Source organism: Achromobacter sp. E1, assembly GCF_037039475.1.
Lineage (GTDB): Bacteria > Pseudomonadota > Gammaproteobacteria > Burkholderiales > Burkholderiaceae_B > Achromobacter > Achromobacter mucicolens.
The window spans coordinates 3,575,951-3,593,255 of record NZ_CP146253.1 but is presented as its reverse complement, the minus strand read 5'-3'; the positions used below and the strand labels follow the sequence as shown (position 1 = coordinate 3,593,255).

Here is a 17,305-nt window from a genome sequence, read left to right as displayed (position 1 = left end):
CGGCATAGAATATGAATCGTGTATTAGCCCGCTTCGATGCGTTACGGAGGAAGCGTGATTTCTCAAGAGCTTGAAGTCAGCCTGCATATGGCTTTCGTCGAGGCCCGTTCGGCCCGGCACGAATTTATTACCGTCGAGCACCTGCTGCTCGCCCTGCTCGACAACGCTTCGGCGGTCGAGGTCCTGCGCGCGTGCGCGGCCAACCTGGATGACCTGCGCCGCAACCTGCGCCAGTTCGTCTCGGAAAACACCCCGGTGATCCCCAGCGGCGCCGAAGTCGACACGCAACCCACGCTAGGTTTCCAGCGCGTCATTCAGCGCGCGATCATGCATGTTTCGGCCGGCGGCACGGGCAAGAAGCCCGTCACGGGCGCGAACGTGCTGGTGGCCATTTTTGGCGAAAAAGACTCGCATGCCGTGTACTACCTGCAACAGCAGGGTGTCACCCGTCTGGACGTGGTCAATTTCCTGTCTCATGGCATTACCAAACAGCCGCAGGTGGAGTCCGCCGCCGTGCAGAAAGAGCAACAGCCCAATGGTGAAGAGCAGGGCGATTCGCGTCAGTCGCCGCTGGATCAGTACGCCACCGACCTGAATGCCGCCGCGCTTGCGGGCCGGATCGATCCCCTGATCGGCCGCGAGCACGAAGTCGAGCGCGTCATCCAGGTGCTGTGCCGCCGCCGCAAGAACAACCCGTTGCTGGTGGGCGAGGCCGGCGTTGGCAAGACCGCCATCGCCGAGGGCCTGGCCTGGCGCATCACGCGCGGCGAAGTGCCTGAAATCCTGCAGGCTGCTCAGGTCTATTCGCTGGACATGGGCGCGCTGCTGGCCGGCACCAAGTACCGCGGCGATTTCGAGCAGCGTCTGAAGGGCGTGCTCAAGCAGATCCGAGGCAACCCCGACGCCATTCTGTTCATCGACGAAATTCATACGCTGATCGGCGCGGGTTCTGCATCGGGCGGCACGCTGGATGCCTCCAACCTGCTCAAGCCGGCCCTGTCGTCCGGGCAGTTGAAGTGCATTGGCGCCACCACCTATACCGAATACCGCGGCGTCTTCGAAAAGGATCACGCGCTGTCGCGCCGGTTCCAGAAGATCGACGTGGCGGAGCCCAGCATCGAGCAGACCGTGCAGATCCTGCGCGGCCTGAAGAGCCGCTTCGAAGAGCACCACAGCGTGCGCTATTCGGCCGCGGCCCTGTCGGCTGCCGCTGAATTGTCGGCCCGCTTCATCAACGACCGTCACCTGCCCGACAAGGCCATCGACGTGATCGACGAGGCCGGCGCCGCTCAGCGCATGCTGCCGCGTTCGCGCCAGAAGAAGGTGATCGGCAAGGTCGACATCGAAAACATCGTTTCCAAGATCGCGCGCATTCCGCCGCAGTCCGTCTCCAACGACGACCGCAGCAAGCTCGCCACGCTGGACCGCGACCTGAAGACGGTGGTGTTCGGCCAGGACGGCGCCATCGATGCGCTGTCCGCCGCCATCAAGATGGCGCGTTCGGGCCTGGGCAAGCCGGAAAAGCCGATTGGCGCCTTCCTGTTGTCCGGCCCCACCGGGGTGGGCAAGACCGAAGTGGCGCGCCAGTTGGCCTTCACGCTGGGCGTCGAACTGCTGCGCTTTGACATGTCCGAGTACATGGAACGTCATGCGGTGTCGCGCCTGATCGGCGCGCCGCCGGGGTACGTGGGCTTCGACCAGGGCGGCCTGCTCACCGAGGCCATCACCAAGCAGCCGCATTGCGTGCTGCTGCTCGATGAAATCGAAAAGGCGCACCCGGATGTGTTCAACATCCTGCTGCAGGTCATGGACCACGGCACGCTGACCGACAACAACGGCCGCAAGGCAGACTTCCGCAACGTCATCCTCATCATGACGACCAACGCGGGCGCCGAGACCTTGAACCGTCCGTCGATCGGTTTTGCGAATTCGCGGATGGTGGGCGACGAAATGGCGGAAATCCGCCGCATGTTCACGCCTGAATTCCGCAACCGCCTGGACGCGATCATCCCGTTCGCCGCGCTGGACCACGAGGTCATCATGCGCGTGGTCGACAAGTTCCTCATGCAGCTGGAAGACCAGCTGCACGAGCGCCGCGTGGAAGCAGTCTTTACCACGCGCCTGCGTGAACACCTTGCCAAGGAGGGGTTCGATCCGCTCATGGGCGCGCGTCCCATGCAACGCCTCATTCAGGACACCATCCGGCGCGCGCTGGCCGACGAGCTGCTGTTCGGCAAGCTGGTCGACGGCGGTTCGGTCACGGTGGATCTGGACGAGTCGGGCAAGGTCACGCTGGATTTTGACGAAAGCGGCAAGCCGCCTTCGTCGGACGCGCCGGACAAGCAGGAAGTCGAACTCGTCGACTGATGACCGCGGACCGCCAGCCGCTGATCGAGTGCGAACACTGCGCAAGCATCTATCGCCGACATCAGCTTGAACCTGGCGAGACCGCCAATTGTGCCCGCTGCGGCGCCGTGCTCTGGCGCTACAGCGGGCTTACTTTGTCCAATTGGCTGGCGCTCGCCATCACTGCCCTGATCGTCTTCGGGGTGGCCAACGCCTATCCGGTCGCGTCGATGTCCGTGCAAGGCATGGTCCAGCAGGCCTCGCTGCTGGACGCCATTTCCATCACCTGGCGCCAAGGCCATTGGGTGGTCTCCATCATGACCGGCCTGGCCGGTTTCGCGCTGCCGCTGCTGCAGCTGACCGTGCTGCTGTGGGTGTTGGGGCCGCTGTCGCAACACCGCGAGCCCGCCGGGTTTCACGGCGCGATGCGCTTGTTGGGCCTGCTGCGGCCGTGGTGCATGGTGCCGGTGTTTCTTCTGGGCGTGCTGGTCGCGGTGGTCAAGCTGGCCGGGATGGCCGCGGTGTCGCCGGGCATCGGGCTGGCCGCGTTCGGCATCCTGACCGTGCTGCTCACCATGTTGGGCAGGCTGTCGCCGCACGTGCTGTGGCGGTATGCAGAATCCGTCGACGTCGTGCCCGTGCATGTGCCCGAGGCCGGGCCGGACGTCGTCCTGACCGGTTGCCACGTCTGCGGCCAGGTGCAGGCCCTGCCGCGCGATGCCGATCCCGAAGCGCACCATCACTGCGTGCGTTGCGACGCCGTGGTGCATTACCGCAAGCCCGATCATCTGGCGCGCACGTGGGCGTTGCTCTTGGCGGCCGTGGTGTTCTACATCCCGGCGAACGTGCTGCCGGTGATGAACGTCAACTCGCTGCTTGGCGACAGCGCGCACACCATCCTGGGCGGCGTCGTCGAGCTGTGGCAGATGGGTTCCTGGGACATCGCGCTTATCGTCTTCATTGCCAGCGTGGCCGTGCCGCTGACCAAGCTGATGGCGCTGATCCTGCTGTTGCTGACCGAACAGTGGCGTAGCACAACCAATCTGGGGGCGCGTACGCGGTTGTATCAGATGGTTGAATTCATTGGCCAGTGGTCAATGCTGGATGTTTTTGTCGTTATATTGCTGGCGGCTCTGGCAGACTTCAAAGGCCTGATGGAAATCAGCGCTGGCGCGGGTGCCGCCGCGTTTGGCGTGGTCGTCATCCTGACCATGCTCGCGGCCATGAGCTTTGACCTGCGCCGTAGCTGGGACCTGGAAGGTCAGGCCGAAATCGAATCAGCGCCGGTGGAGGGCCGGTATGCGCCGGCGTCTGCCGCCGGCAAGCAAGCGGGCTAGGAAAGGCCTCACGCCGTTGTTTTCCGCTCAGAACAAGGAAAAAGTAGATGTCCGAGCAAGCACCCGGATCCGGTGAAGAGAAGTTCGCGTCACCCGCGATCTCGCGCAAGAAGAAGAGCCGGATCTCCTGGATCTGGCTGGTGCCTGTAGTGGCCGCATTGATGGGCCTGTCGCTGGTCGTGCGGACCTGGATGCAGGCCGGCCCCGACATTTCGATTTCGTTCAATACCGCCGAAGGGCTGGAGGTGGGCAAGACCCAGCTTCGCTACAAGGACGTGAACATCGGCACGGTCAAATCCATCGGCTTCAATTCGGACCGCAGCAAGGTCGTCGTGAAGGCCGAGCTGGCCAAGGACGTTTCCGACCTGGCGCGCGAGGGCACCAACTTCTGGGTGGTGCGGCCGCGGCTGGACGTCAGCGGCGTATCGGGCCTGGGCACGTTGCTGTCGGGCGCCTATATCGGCGTGGACGCGGAAGAGGGCAAGGACGGCACCGAACGCGCCACCAAGCTGTCTTTCGAAGGCCTGGAAACCCCGCCCGCCGTGACCCACGACCGCGCGGGCAAGCGCTTCATGCTCAAGGCGTCGGACCTGGGCTCACTGGATATCGGGTCGCCCGTCTATTTCCGCCGCATCAACGTGGGCCGCGTGATCGGTTATGCGTTGGACGAGAACGGCCGCGCCGTGAACGTCGAAGTATTCGTCGATGCGCCCAACGACAAATTTGTGACCAGCGGCACGCGCTTCTGGAACGCCAGCGGCGTGGACTTCAGCGTCAATGCCGACGGCCTGAAGGTGCGCACCCAGTCGCTCGTGTCGATGGCGGTGGGCGGTGTGGCCTTCGCAACCGTGCAGACCGCGCGCGACGGCGACACGCCTGCCCAGGCTGACTCCGAGTTCGACCTGTACGCCACCGAGGCCGCCGCCAAGGCCAACCCGGACGGCGAAGCCTTCGCCATCCGCATGCGCTTTGACCAGTCGATACGTGGGCTGGCCGTGGGGGCACCGATCGACTTCAACGGCATCACGCTGGGCGATGTCACGCAGATCACGCTGGACTTCGACCCCGAGACCAAGCGCTTCTATTCGCTGGTGGACGCCACGCTGTATCCCGAACGCCTTGGCCGCGTATACGAAGAGGTGCGCGAGCGCGCGATCAAGGACGGCGACGTGGCCGGCGGCCGCTTGCTGGGGGTAATGGTCAAGCATGGCCTGCGTGCGCAGCTGCGCACGGCCAACCTGCTGACCGGCCAGCTTTACGTGGTGCTGGACAACGTCCCGAACGCCAAGCCGGTCGAGTTCCAGATGTCTGAACCGGCGATCATCCCGACGGTGCCCGGCAATCTGGATCAGCTCCAGCAGCAGGTCACCAACATCGTCACCAAGATCGAGAAGATTCCGTTCGACAAGATCGGCGAGGACCTGCGCGCCACGCTGGCCAGCACGTCCAAGCTGATGAACCGCCTGGACAAGCAGGTGGCGCCCGAAGCGCAGAAGGCGCTCAAGGCGGCCAAGGACTCGATGGCGAACATCAACTCGCTGCTTGCCACCGACGCTTCGCTGCCGGTCAATGCGGAACGGGCGATGCAGGAACTGAGCCGCGCCGCCCGTTCGCTGCGGGCGCTGGCCGACTTCCTGCAATCCAACCCTGAAGCCCTGCTGCGCGGCAGAGGCGACGACCCCATCCCGGGCGCCGGCCCAGTCAGGAACTAGACGCTCATGAACAGCCGACTCTCTTGCCTCGCAACCCCGTTTGCCCGCGGACGCAGCCGCGCCGCGCTGGCCGTGCTGGCGCTGTCCGGCGCACTGGCGGCCTGCGGCTCGTCGCCGCCCGTCCACTACTACACCCTGCAGACGCCCGAGCGGGCAGGGGCACCGGGCGCGGCGCCCGGCTCCGCCTCGTTCCTGATCGAGGTGCAGCCCGTCACGCTTGCCACGCAGGCCGACCAACCCCAACTCATGGTCCGCACCGGCGACGGCAGCATTTCCGCCCTGTATTCCGAGCGCTGGAGTTCGCCGCTGGGCGACGAGTTGCGCAATGCCTTGTCCGACGCGCTCAAGCGCGAGCTGGGCGCGCTGGACGTGCAGATGGTCAAGCCCGGGCCGGGCGCGCCGATCTGGCGCATTCAGACCGACGTCCAGCGCTTTGAGATGGTGTCCGGGCGCATGGCACAGCTGGACGCCACCTGGCGCGTGCGCCCCGTGGATGCCAAGGGCACGGGCCTGTTGTGCCGCAGCGTCGTCACCGAAGCGGTGCCTGACGACGCGATCCCCAGCCTGATCGCCGCGCAGCAGCGCGCGGTGGTGAGCCTGGCCGGCGTGATGGCGGCGGCAATCCGCGGCCAGACGCCCGCGGGATCGGGCTCGGTCCAGATGATGGGATGTTCCGCGCTCAAGGAATGATCTGCCGGGGATCCGGATAACCTCCGCGATCTCAATCGGTTAACTAGGGTTTAACCTAGGGTTAACCTTAATACAAACGCGGTTGCAACCTGTCTAGCATACGGTCCTACCCCTACTGGGTTCCGATCGGGCCCAGTTACACCTTTGCCATGCGACAGGAAGCAATCTCTTATGGCCAGCACGACCCTCGGCGTCAAAGTCGATGACGCACTCCGCGACCGCCTGAAAGCCGCCGCCCACAAGCTCAACTGCACGCCTCACTGGCTGCACAAGCAGGCGATCCTTTCCTATCTGGACAAGATCGAGCGCGGCCATCTGCCCGCCGAGATGTCGCACCTGAGCGCGGACGCCGCTGGCGAGGACGACGCGGCCGACACCCATTCCGCACCGACGCCGCCGTTCTACGAATTCGGCCAGGACGTGCAACCGCAATCCGTGCTGCGCGCCGCTATCACGGCGGCCTACCGCCGGCCCGAGCCCGAGTGCGTGCCGCTGCTGCTGGGCCAGGCCCGCGTGCCCAACCTGGAAAAGGTGCATGCGATGGCAGCCGGCCTGGTCAAGAAGCTCCGCGGCAAGCGCACCGGCGGCGGGGTGGAAGGCCTGATCCAGGAATTCTCGCTGTCCAGCCAGGAAGGCGTGGCGCTGATGTGCCTGGCCGAAGCGCTGCTGCGCATTCCCGACCGCGCCACGCGCGATGCGCTGATTCGCGACAAGGTGGCCCGCGGCGACTGGAAGTCGCACATGGGCGGCTCGCAGTCGCTGTTCGTCAACGCCGCCACGTGGGGCCTGATGATCACCGGCAAGCTGGTGGCCGTGAGCAGCGAGCAGTCGCTGTCCAAGGCGCTGACGCGCCTGATCGGCAAGGGCGGCGAGCCGCTGGTGCGCAAGGGCGTGAACATGGCCATGCGCATGATGGGCGAACAGTTCGTGTCGGGCCAGACGATCTCCGAGGCGCTGGCCAACAACCGCAAGATGGAATCGCGCGGTTTCCGCTATTCGTACGACATGCTGGGCGAAGCGGCCACCACGGCCGAAGACGCCGAGCGTTACTACGCGTCGTATGAGCAGGCCATTCACGCCATCGGCAAGGCCGCCGCGGGACGCGGCATCTACGAAGGCCCCGGCATCTCCATCAAGCTGTCCGCGCTGCACCCGCGTTATTCGCGCGCCCAGCGCGAGCGCGTCATGGCCGAGCTGCTGCCGCGCGTGAAGGCTCTGACCATCCTGGCGCGCAGCTACGACATCGGCCTGAACATCGACGCCGAAGAAGCCGACCGTCTGGAAATCTCGCTGGATCTGCTGGAAGCGCTTTGCTTCACACCCGAACTCGAAGGCTGGAGCGGCATCGGTTTCGTCATCCAGGCCTATCAGAAGCGTGCGCCGTTCGTCATCGATTACGTCATCGACCTGGCCCGCCGCAGCCGTCACCGCGTGATGGTGCGCCTGGTGAAGGGCGCCTATTGGGATAGCGAAATCAAGCGCGCGCAGGTCGATGGCCTGGAAGGCTATCCGGTCTACACCCGCAAGCTGTACACGGACGTGGCCTACATTGCCTGCGCCCGCAAACTGCTGGCCGCGCCCGAAGCCGTGTACCCGCAGTTCGCCACGCACAACGCATACACGCTGGCGGCGATCTATCAGCTTGCCGGCCAGAACTACTACCCCGGCCAGTACGAGTTCCAGTGCCTGCACGGCATGGGCGAACCGCTGTACGAAGAAGTCGTCGGCCCACTGGCGCAGGGCAAGCTCAACCGCCCCTGCCGGATCTACGCGCCGGTCGGCACGCACGAAACGCTGCTGGCGTACCTGGTGCGCCGCCTGCTGGAGAACGGCGCCAACACGTCGTTCGTGAACCTGATTGGCGATGATTCCATCGCCGTCGAGACGCTGGTCGCCGATCCGGTGGAAGCCGCTTCGCGCATCACGCCTCTGGGCGCGCCGCACGAGAAGATCCCGCTGCCGCGCGAGCTCTACGGCAATCCCCAAGACGGCGCGCGCGCCAATTCGGCGGGTCTTGACCTGAGCAACGAACACCGCCTGGGATCGCTGTCGGCGGCGCTCTTGGCCAGCGCCGGCACGCCGTGGCGCGCCGGTCCCATGCTGGGAGAAGGCGGCGAACACTGGGATGCCGCCAAGGCCATCGAGGTGCGCAACCCCGCCAACCTGCGCGACGTGGTGGGTCATGTCATCGAGGCCGATTCCGCCGATGCGGACATCGCCCTGCGCGCGGCCGCCAACGCCGCGCCGATCTGGCAGTCCACGCCCGTGGCCGAGCGCGCCCAGTGCCTGCGCCGCGCGGCGCAATTGCTGGAAGAGCAGATGCAGACCCTGTTGGGCCTGATCGTGCGCGAAGCCGGCAAGTCGCTGCCCAACGCCATCGCCGAAGTGCGCGAGGCCGTCGATTTCCTGCGCTACTACGCCGATCAGGCCGAGCAGGAATTCAGCAACGACACGCACCGTCCGCTGGGCACCGTGCTGTGCATCAGCCCGTGGAATTTCCCGTTGGCAATCTTTACCGGCCAGGTGGCGGCAGCGCTTGCGGCGGGCAATACCGTGCTGGCCAAGCCGGCCGAGCAGACGCCGCTGATCGCCGCGCAAGCCGTGGCCATCCTGCGCGCGGCCGGCGTGCCCGCCGGCGCCGTGCAGTTGTTGCCGGGCCGCGGCGAGACCGTGGGCGCGCAACTGGTGGCCAACCCTGGCGTGCGCGGCGTGATGTTCACCGGCTCAACCGACGTGGCGCGCATCATTGCCCGCACGCTCGCCGATCGCCTGGACGATAACGGACACACCATTCCCCTCATCGCCGAAACCGGCGGCCAGAACGCCATGGTGGTGGATTCGTCGGCGCTGTCCGAGCAGGTGGTGTTTGATGTGCTCAGTTCCGCGTTCGATTCGGCGGGCCAGCGCTGCTCGGCGCTGCGCGTGCTATGCGTGCAGGAAGACAACGCGGACCACGTGCTGACCATGCTCCGCGGCGCGATGCGCGAACTCGCCGTCGGCAACCCCGACCGCTTGTCCGTCGATGTCGGTCCCGTCATCGACACGGAGGCGCGCAACGGCATCCAGCGTCACATCGAAGCCATGCGCACGGCCGGTCATCGCATCGACCAGGTCGAGCTGAACGGCGAATGCCGTCATGGCACGTTCGTGCCGCCGACCATCATCGAAATCGACAACGTCAGCGAGCTGACCCGCGAAGTCTTCGGGCCGGTCCTGCACGTGGTCCGCTACAAGCGCGACGAGCTGGACGCGCTGCTCGATGCCATCAACGGCACGGGGTACGGGCTGACGTTCGGCGTGCACACCCGCATCGATGAAACCATCGCGCATGTGACGGGCCAGGTTCACGCCGGCAACGTCTACGTCAACCGCAACATCGTGGGCGCCGTGGTGGGCGTGCAGCCGTTCGGCGGCGAAGCCCTGTCGGGCACGGGTCCGAAGGCGGGCGGTCCGCTGTACATGTACCGCCTGCTCGGCACGCGCCCCGCAGGTCTGCCGCCGGCGCTGGACGCCGCGGCGCCGCTGCCGCAGCGCATCGCCTTGCCGGGTCCGACCGGCGAGACCAATACCTACATGGTCGAGCCGCGCGGCGCCGTGTACTGCGTGGCCGCCACCGAGGCGGGCGCGCGCGCGCAGTGGTCCGTGGCGCGCCTGACCGGCAACCACGCCTGGTTTGCCGACACGCCGGCCGCACAGGCGCTGCTGGCGACGCTGGACGCCGAGCAGCAGGGTCAGGCGGGCATTCTGGCTGATACCGACGTCGACGACGCCGACTACCAGGCGGTGCTGTTCGAAGGCGATGGCGATGCGCTCAAGGCGCTGAATCAGCGCATCGCGCGGCGCCCGGGCGCCATTCTGGCGGTGCACGGCCTGACGTCCGACGCGCTGGCGGCCGGCGCCAGCTACGTGCCGGAGCGCCTCCTGACCGAGCGTTCCGTCAGCGTCAACACTGCCGCGGCGGGCGGCAACGCCAGCCTCATGACGATCGGTTAAACGTCACCAGGGGTAACCCTTGGGTATCCAAGGGTTATCTCCAATATCGGGCTAGGTTGCACTGGAACGAAAATCCGGTCGCACCTCTGGTCTGGCTGCCGCAATCCGGCATTCAGACTCTGCAGAAAATGCATGCGCGGGACCCGGAGATCACTGGGCCCGCGGTAGTAAAAAACCAAAAGCCTGGCTAAAAGCTCAGGTATAACAAGGCCTTAGTCCGATACCTCGGAGGATTCCCCATGAAGTTGCGCACCACTTTGAAGCTCCTCGCCGCCAGCATCGCCGCCGCTGGCATGACCGCCGCCGCGCAGGCCGCCGACATCAAGTTCGGCTTTGCCGCCCCGCTGACCGGTCCGCAATCGCACTACGGCGAGGACATGCAGAACGGTCTGAACCTGGCGCTCGAAGAAGCCAACAAGAAGGGCATCAAGGTTGACGGCGAGACGGCCAAGTTTGTGCTGGTTTCGCGCGATGACCAGGCTGACCCGCGCGTGGGCGTGCAGGTGGCCCAGCAGCTCGTCGATCAGGACGTCGTGGGCATCCTGGGACACTTCAACTCGGGCACCACCATCCCGGCATCGCGTGTCTACCATGAGGCCGGCCTGCCGCAGATCGCCATGGCGACCTCGCCCGAGTACACCAAGCAGGGCTACGAAACCACGTTCCGCATGATGACCAGCGACACCCAGCAGGGCGCCGCGGTCGGCAAGTTCATCGTGCAAAACCTGAAGGCCAAGAAGGTTGCGATCATCGACGACCGCACCGCCTACGGCCAGGGTCTGGCCGACGAGGTCGAGAAGGCCGTCAAGGCCGCTGGCGGCCAGGTCGTGCGCCGCGAGTACACCACCGACAAGGCCAACGACTTCACGGCCATCCTGACCAACATCAAGGGTTCCGCGCCTGACGCCATCTTCTACGGCGGCCTGGACGCGCAGTCTGGCCCCATGAAGCGCCAGCTCGCCACGCTGGGTCTGAAGGCGCCGCTGGTGTCGGGCGAAATGACTCGCAGCGACACGTTCATCAAGCTGGCGGGCGACGCCGCCGACGGCACCTACGCCTCGCTGGCCGGCGTGCCGCTGGACAAGATGGCCGCGGGCAAGGACTTCGAACAGCGTTACCAGGCCCGCTTCAAGAAGGCCCCCGGCGTGTACGCGCCGTACGCCTACGACGGCGCCTGGAACATGATCACGGCCATCGAACAGGCCGGTTCCGCCGAACCCGAAAAGTATCTGCCCAAGCTGGCCAAGCTGAACCGCAAGGGCGCGACGAGCGAGCACATTTCCTACGACGACAAGGGCGATCTGAAGGAAATCTCGGTCACCATCTACGAAGTCAAGAACGGCAAGTGGGAGATGGTTGAAACGATGGTCAGCCAGGCCAACTAAGCCGGCCCGAAACCAGGGCGGCGCAGGCCACGCGCCACGATCCGCCCGCTTTTTTCCGCACGCGCCGTCCGGCGCTGCGGCGCGCGACGCGCGGCCAGGCCTTTGCGCCCTGGCCGCCCCGCGCGATTCTTCCAGGCTTATTCAGCGGCCCCTATGGATATCTTCATTCAACAACTGATTAACGGCGTCACGCTTGGCAGCGTGTACGCCCTGGTCGCCCTTGGCTACACCATGGTGTACGGCATCATCGGGCTGATTAACTTCGCGCATGGCGACGTCGTCATGATCGGCGCGATGGCGGCCACCACGATCGCCATTTCGCTGGTGGGCGGCGATCCCGGCGTCTCGGCCTTTGTGGTCCTGGGCGTGGGCCTGCTGGTCTCGGTGCCCCTGTGCATGGCGGTGGGCTGGACGGCCGAACGCGTGGCCTACCGGCCGCTGCGCCGCGCGCCCCGCCTGGCGGCTCTCATCACGGCCATCGGCGTGTCCATCATCCTGCAGAACGTGGCGATGATGGGCTGGGGCCGCAACTACCTGAACTTCCCGCAAGTGCTGTCGCCGCAGGTGTTCGAGTTTGCCGGCGCGCGCATGAGCACGCTGCAGATTGCCATCGTGGTGATCGCCGCGCTCATCATGGGCGGCTTGCTGGCTGTCGTGCACAAGACCCGGCTGGGCACCGCGATGCGCGCCACCGCACAGAACCGCGAGGTCGCGGGCCTGATGGGCGTGAACATCAATACGGTGATTTCGGCAGCCTTCCTGATCGGGTCGGCGCTTGCTGCCGTGGCCGGCATGATGGTCGCCACGTATTACGGCGTGTCGCAATACACGATGGGCTTCATGCTGGGCCTGAAGGCGTTCACCGCCGCCGTGCTGGGCGGGATCGGCAACCTGGTCGGCGCCATGGCCGGCGGCTTGCTGCTGGGCATCATCGAATCGCTGGGCGCGGGCTACATCGGCGACCTGACCGGCGGCTTTTTGGGCAGCCATTATCAGGACGTGTTTGCGTTCTTCGTGCTGGTGCTGGTGCTGATCTTCCGTCCCTCGGGTCTCCTGGGTGAACGGGTGGGGGATCGCGCATGAACGCCCATCTGAAGAAAAGCGGGTTCTCCACCCGCAACCTGATCGGCATCGCCCTGATCGGCGTCGTGCTGGCCGTGCTGCCGTTCGTCATCGGCATGGCCGGCCAGAGCTGGGTCCGCATCCTGAACTTCGCGCTGCTGTACGTGATGCTGTCGCTGGGCCTGAACATCGTGGTGGGCTTCGCCGGTCTCCTGGACCTGGGCTATATCGCGTTCTACGCGGTGGGGGCCTACACGTGGGCGCTGCTTGCCTCGCCGCATTTCGGGCTGCACCTGCCGTTCTGGGCGATCCTGCCGATCGCGCTGGCGGTCGCGTGCCTGTTCGGGGTGCTGCTGGGCGCGCCGACATTGAAGTTGCGAGGCGACTACCTGGCCATCGTGACGCTCGGGTTTGGCGAGATCATCCGCATCTTCCTGAACAACCTGAATGCGCCGATCAACGTTACCAACGGGCCGCAAGGCATCAACCGCATCGACACCTTCAAGGTGGGCGAGTTTGTCTTTGGCCGAACGCAGAACCTGATGGGCATCCGGTTCACCGGGCCGGAAAAGTACTACTACCTGCTGCTCGCGCTGACGCTGATCATCGTCGTGGTGTGCGTGCGCCTGCAGAACTCGCGCATCGGCCGCGCGTGGGAAGCCATCCGCGAAGACGAAGTCGCCGCCAAGGCGATGGGCATCAACACCCGCAACATCAAGCTGCTGGCCTTTGCGATGGGCGCATCGTTCGGGGGCGTCGCGGGCGCGCTCTTCGCATCGATGCAGGGCTTCGTCAGCCCCGAGAGCTTCTCGCTCATGGAGTCGATCTCGATCCTGTGCATGGTGGTGCTTGGCGGCATGGGCCACATTCCGGGCGTCATCCTGGGCGCGCTGATCCTGGCCGCGTTGCCGGAATTCCTGCGCGCCGTTGTGGAACCCGTCCAGCACATGCTGTTCGGCGCCGTGGTGCTGGATCCGGAAGGCATCCGCATGCTGCTGTTCGGCTTGGCGATGGTGTGCGTGATGCTGTTCCGTCCGGCCGGCCTGTGGCCGTCGGCGGTGCGCAGGCGCGAACTTGCCACCAAGACGCAAGGAGGCGCGGCATGAGCAAGCTGTTGCAAGCCCAGGGACTGGGCAAGCGCTTCGGCGGGCTGCAGGCCCTGTCGGGCGTCAGTTTCGACATCGAACAGGGCGAGATCTATGGCCTGATCGGCCCGAACGGCGCGGGCAAGACGACGCTGTTCAACGTGCTGACCGGCCTCTACATCCCCGAGGAAGGCACCTGCACGTTCAACGGCGAATCCATGTCGGGCAAGAAGCCGCACGAGGTCGCGTATGCGGGCCTGGCGCGCACCTTCCAGAACATCCGCCTTTTTGCGAACCTGAGCGCGATTGAGAACGTGATGATCGGCCGCCACATGCGCACCCGCGCGGGCGTGCTGGGTGCGGTGCTGCGCACCCGCGCGACCCGTGCCGAAGAAGCCGCCATCGAGGCGCGCGCCCAGGAGCTGCTGGACTACGTGGGCATCGGCCATCGCGCGAACGACGTCGCGCGGTCGCTGCCTTACGGCGACCAGCGGCGTCTGGAGATCGCCCGCGCGCTCGCGACGGATCCGAAGCTGCTGGCGCTGGACGAACCTGCCGCGGGCATGAACGCCTCGGAAACGGTCGTGCTGCGCAAGCTGGTGGAAAAGATCCGCGCCGACGGGGTCACCGTGCTGCTGATCGAACACGACATGAAGCTCGTCATGGGCCTGTGCGATCGCGTGCTGGTGCTGGAATACGGGAAGGTGCTGGCGATGGGCAAGCCTGCCCAGGTGCAGCGCGATCCCAAGGTCATTGAAGCGTATCTGGGCGCCGGGGCTGCGCAGGATCCGCTCATCCACAACGAGGGCCAGGCAACATGACGGCATCCCAACCCCTGCTCGAGCTGCGGGGCCTGCAAGTGTCCTACGGCGGCATTCGTGCGGTGCGCGGCATCGATCTGCGCGTGGACGACGGTGAACTGGTCTGCCTGATCGGCGCCAACGGCGCGGGCAAGAGCACGACGCTGCGCGCCATCTGCGGCCTGGTGCCGCTGGCCGGCGGCGAGGTCGTCTATGCCGGCCAATCCATCGGCGGCCAGAAGTCGCACGAACTGGTCCGCAAGGGCCTGGTCATGGTGCCCGAGGGCCGCGGCATCTTCGGGCAGCTCACCATCGAGGAAAACCTGGCGATGGGCGGCTACATCCGCCGCGACGCCGCCCAGATCCGCCAGGACACGGACCGCGTATTCACGCTGTTCCCGCGCCTGGCCGAACGCCGCAAGCAGGCCGCCGGCACGTTGTCGGGCGGCGAGCAGCAGATGGTGGCGATGGGTCGCGCGATGATTGCGCGACCCAAGCTGCTGCTGCTGGACGAGCCGTCGATGGGGCTTGCGCCGCTGATGGTGGAAAAGGTATTTGAAGTGGTGCGCACCATCGCCAGCGAAGGCGTGACGATCCTGCTCATCGAGCAGAACGCGCGCCTCGCCCTGGAAAACAGCCATCGCGGCTACGTGATGGAGTCGGGCGAGATCACCCTGTCGGGACCTGCGCGCGACATGCTGCACGATCCCAAGGTGCGCGCGGCGTACCTGGGCGAAGTGGAGTAAGCAAGACCTGACGCAAGGCGGTCTCCCGCCTTGCGTTCTGCTGGCTCAAGCCTGCACCGGCTCGCGGTCCACGGCCGCGACCACACCGGCGTCGATCAGCGCGTCGATCTCCTGCCTGTCATAGCCGAACTCCCCCAGGATCGCAATGGAATCCTCGCCCAGCCGCGGCGCGGCGCGATGATAGCGGGCAGGCGTGGCGGACAGTTTCACGGGCATGCCTACCGTGCGGACCTTGCCCGCTACCGGATGCTCCTGTTCGACCACCATTTCACGGGCCAGCGTCTGCGGGTGCGACAAGGCCTGCGCGATCGAGTGCACCGGACCGGCGGGCACGCCGGCCGCATCGAAGATGTCTAGCCATTCCTGCGCGTCGCGGGTTTTCAGGATGGCGGAAATCTCCTCGACCAGCGCGTCGCGGTTCTGCATGCGGTCGCGGTTGCGCGCAAAGCGCGGATCGTCGGCCCATTCGGGCTTGCCCAGCGCCTGCGCGATGCGCTGCCAGTTCTTTTCGTTGGCGCCGCCGATGATGATCCAGTCGGTGCGCGTGGGAAACGCCTGATAGGGCGCGCTCAGCACGTGCGCCGACCCCGTGGGACCGGGCGAGACGCCGCTGCCAAAGTAGATGGCGGCATGCCAGTAGAGCTGCTGCAGGCTGGCCTCCAGCAATGAGGTCTCCACGATCTGGCCTTCGCCGGTGCGCTGCTTGTGCTGGTAGGCTGCCAGCACGCCGAACGCCGCGAGCAGGCCCGCGTTGATGTCGGCCACCGAGTTGCCGGTGCGCAGCGGCGGCCCGCCGGGCTCACCGGTGATGGCCATCAACCCCGAGAAGCCTTGCGCCACAAGATCGAATCCGCCCTTGTCGGCGTAGGGGCCCGTCGTGCCATAGCCCGAGACGGCGCAATAGATGAGACCCGGGTTCTCCTTGCGCAGCGTGTCGTAGCCCAGGCCCAGTTTCTCCATCGTGCCCTTGCGGAAGTTCTCGGTCACCACGTCGGCGTCGCGGATCATGCGCAATAGCACCTTCTTGCCGTCGGGATGCTTCAGGTCCAGCGCGATGGCGCGCTTGTTGCGGTTGAGCATCAGGAAAGGCGCCGAGATGCCGTTGATCTGCGGATCGCGGTATTGGCGCGAATCGTCGCCGCCGTCGATCTTCTCGACCTTGATGACATCGGCGCCCAGGTCCGCGAGCATCATGCCGCAGGTGGGGCCGGCCATGATCTGCGACAGCTCGATGACGCGCATGCCGGCCAGCGCGCCGGCGGCGGGGGCATCGGAAGCGGGGAAGGGCGGGCGGCCGGAGCCGCGGTTGTCGTTGTGCATGCGTGTTCCTCGATCGTTCGTTCAGCGGCCGCTGAATTGCGGTTTGGCCTTGGCCAGGAAGGCGCGGTAGCCGGCGCGGAAATCCTCGGTGTCGAAGCAGTCGAAAGCTTCGTCGCGGTCGGCATCGGTCAGCGCCTTGCCCTGCACCAGGTTGCGCACGAACTTCTTGTGCCAGCGGGCCACCAGCGGCGCGCCGTCCGCGATCCGGCGGGCCGTTGCCTGGGCGTCAGCCGCCACCTGGTCATCGGCCACCACGCGCGAGACCACGCCCAGTCGCAAGGCCTCGGCGGCGTCGAAGATGTTGCCTTCCAGCAGCACCTGCAGCGCCACGGTGGGGCCGACCAGCCGAACCAGCGGGGCCAGCTCCGAATACGACATCACCAGCCCCAGGTTCTTGATGGGCACGCCGAACCGTGAGCTTTCCCCGCAGATGCGCACGTCGGCCAGGCTGGCGATCTCCAGCCCGCCGCCCACGCAGATGCCATGGATCTGCGCCACCACGGGGTGGCGGCACCCGCCGATCGCCTCGATCGTGCGGCGCATGACGGCGCCGTACTCCACGGCCTGCCGCTTGTTGCTGCGGGCCGTCTCGAACTCTCCGATGTCGTTGCCCGGCGAGAATGCTTTCTCGCCCGCCCCGCGCAGCAGCACGCAGCGCACGCCGTCGTCGCGGTCCAGGTCGAGAAACGTGTCGCCCAGCAAGCGCCAGCCGTCGATGGTGAAGGCGTTGAGCTTTTCCGGCCGGTTCAGCACCACGGTTGCGATGTCGCCGTCGCGGTGCAGCAGGATGGGCGCGGAGCCCGGGGTGGAAGTAGCGGTCATGGGATTC

The 17,305-nt window shown here is 66.1% G+C and carries 12 protein-coding genes; 10 read left to right on the top strand and 2 right to left on the bottom strand.

All coding sequences use genetic code 11. The features are described 5' to 3' along the window. The first annotated feature begins 54 nt into the window (after positions 1 to 54). The 10 genes from clpA to V6V88_RS16495 all read left to right on the top strand — a co-directional run bounded on the left by clpA (position 55) and on the right by V6V88_RS16495 (position 15,156). Complete coding sequence (gene clpA, locus V6V88_RS16540) at positions 55 to 2,367, top strand: ATP-dependent Clp protease ATP-binding subunit ClpA (protein ID WP_338615655.1); 2,313 nt, start codon at positions 55 to 57, stop codon at positions 2,365 to 2,367. Continuing rightward, complete coding sequence (locus V6V88_RS16535) at positions 2,367 to 3,683, top strand: paraquat-inducible protein A (protein WP_338615654.1); 1,317 nt, start codon at positions 2,367 to 2,369, stop codon at positions 3,681 to 3,683. Before clpA ends, V6V88_RS16535 begins: the two co-directional genes overlap by 1 nt. A 47-nt stretch (positions 3,684 to 3,730) precedes the next feature. Beyond that, positions 3,731 to 5,395, top strand: coding sequence for an MlaD family protein (locus V6V88_RS16530; RefSeq protein ID WP_338615653.1), 1,665 nt, complete (start codon positions 3,731 to 3,733; stop codon positions 5,393 to 5,395). Positions 5,396 to 5,401: 6 nt separating this feature from the next. Next, on the top strand, positions 5,402 to 6,085 hold the full coding sequence (locus V6V88_RS16525) for a PqiC family protein (protein ID WP_338615652.1): 684 nt from the start codon (positions 5,402 to 5,404) through the stop codon (positions 6,083 to 6,085). Positions 6,086 to 6,256: 171 nt separating this feature from the next. Next, positions 6,257 to 10,078: a trifunctional transcriptional regulator/proline dehydrogenase/L-glutamate gamma-semialdehyde dehydrogenase gene (gene putA / locus V6V88_RS16520; protein WP_279991055.1), complete on the top strand. Its 3,822-nt coding sequence runs from the start codon at positions 6,257 to 6,259 to the stop codon at positions 10,076 to 10,078. Between the two features lie 239 nt (positions 10,079 to 10,317). Next, positions 10,318 to 11,463 (top strand): branched-chain amino acid ABC transporter substrate-binding protein, encoded by a 1,146-nt coding sequence (locus V6V88_RS16515; protein ID WP_056324296.1) that lies wholly within the window; start codon positions 10,318 to 10,320, stop codon positions 11,461 to 11,463. A gap of 153 nt (positions 11,464 to 11,616) precedes the next feature. Next, positions 11,617 to 12,546 (top strand): branched-chain amino acid ABC transporter permease, encoded by a 930-nt coding sequence (locus tag V6V88_RS16510; protein ID WP_056324299.1) that lies wholly within the window; start codon positions 11,617 to 11,619, stop codon positions 12,544 to 12,546. Next, the gene (locus tag V6V88_RS16505; protein ID WP_338615647.1) at positions 12,543 to 13,631 is read left to right on the top strand and encodes an ABC transporter ATP-binding protein; all 1,089 of its coding nucleotides are present in this window, start codon (positions 12,543 to 12,545) and stop codon (positions 13,629 to 13,631) included. The genes V6V88_RS16510 and V6V88_RS16505 overlap by 4 nt, the downstream gene beginning before the upstream one ends. Continuing rightward, positions 13,628 to 14,431 carry an ABC transporter ATP-binding protein gene (locus V6V88_RS16500; protein ID WP_056324304.1) on the top strand — a complete coding sequence of 268 codons (804 nt, stop codon included), beginning with the start codon at positions 13,628 to 13,630 and terminating at the stop codon, positions 14,429 to 14,431. Before V6V88_RS16505 ends, V6V88_RS16500 begins: the two co-directional genes overlap by 4 nt. Further along, positions 14,428 to 15,156 carry an ABC transporter ATP-binding protein gene (locus V6V88_RS16495; protein WP_063954883.1) on the top strand — a complete coding sequence of 243 codons (729 nt, stop codon included), beginning with the start codon at positions 14,428 to 14,430 and terminating at the stop codon, positions 15,154 to 15,156. The genes V6V88_RS16500 and V6V88_RS16495 overlap by 4 nt, the downstream gene beginning before the upstream one ends. A 45-nt stretch (positions 15,157 to 15,201) precedes the next feature. Here V6V88_RS16495 and V6V88_RS16490 read toward each other — a convergent pair whose 3' ends face one another. Both V6V88_RS16490 and V6V88_RS16485 read right to left on the bottom strand, forming a co-directional pair. After that, the gene (locus V6V88_RS16490) at positions 15,202 to 16,476 is read right to left on the bottom strand and encodes a CoA transferase (RefSeq protein WP_128828536.1); all 1,275 of its coding nucleotides are present in this window, start codon (positions 16,474 to 16,476) and stop codon (positions 15,202 to 15,204) included. A 21-nt stretch (positions 16,477 to 16,497) separates the two neighbouring features. Next, the gene (locus tag V6V88_RS16485; RefSeq protein WP_280003381.1) at positions 16,498 to 17,298 is read right to left on the bottom strand and encodes an enoyl-CoA hydratase-related protein; all 801 of its coding nucleotides are present in this window, start codon (positions 17,296 to 17,298) and stop codon (positions 16,498 to 16,500) included. Positions 17,299 to 17,305: the final 7 nt, after the last annotated feature.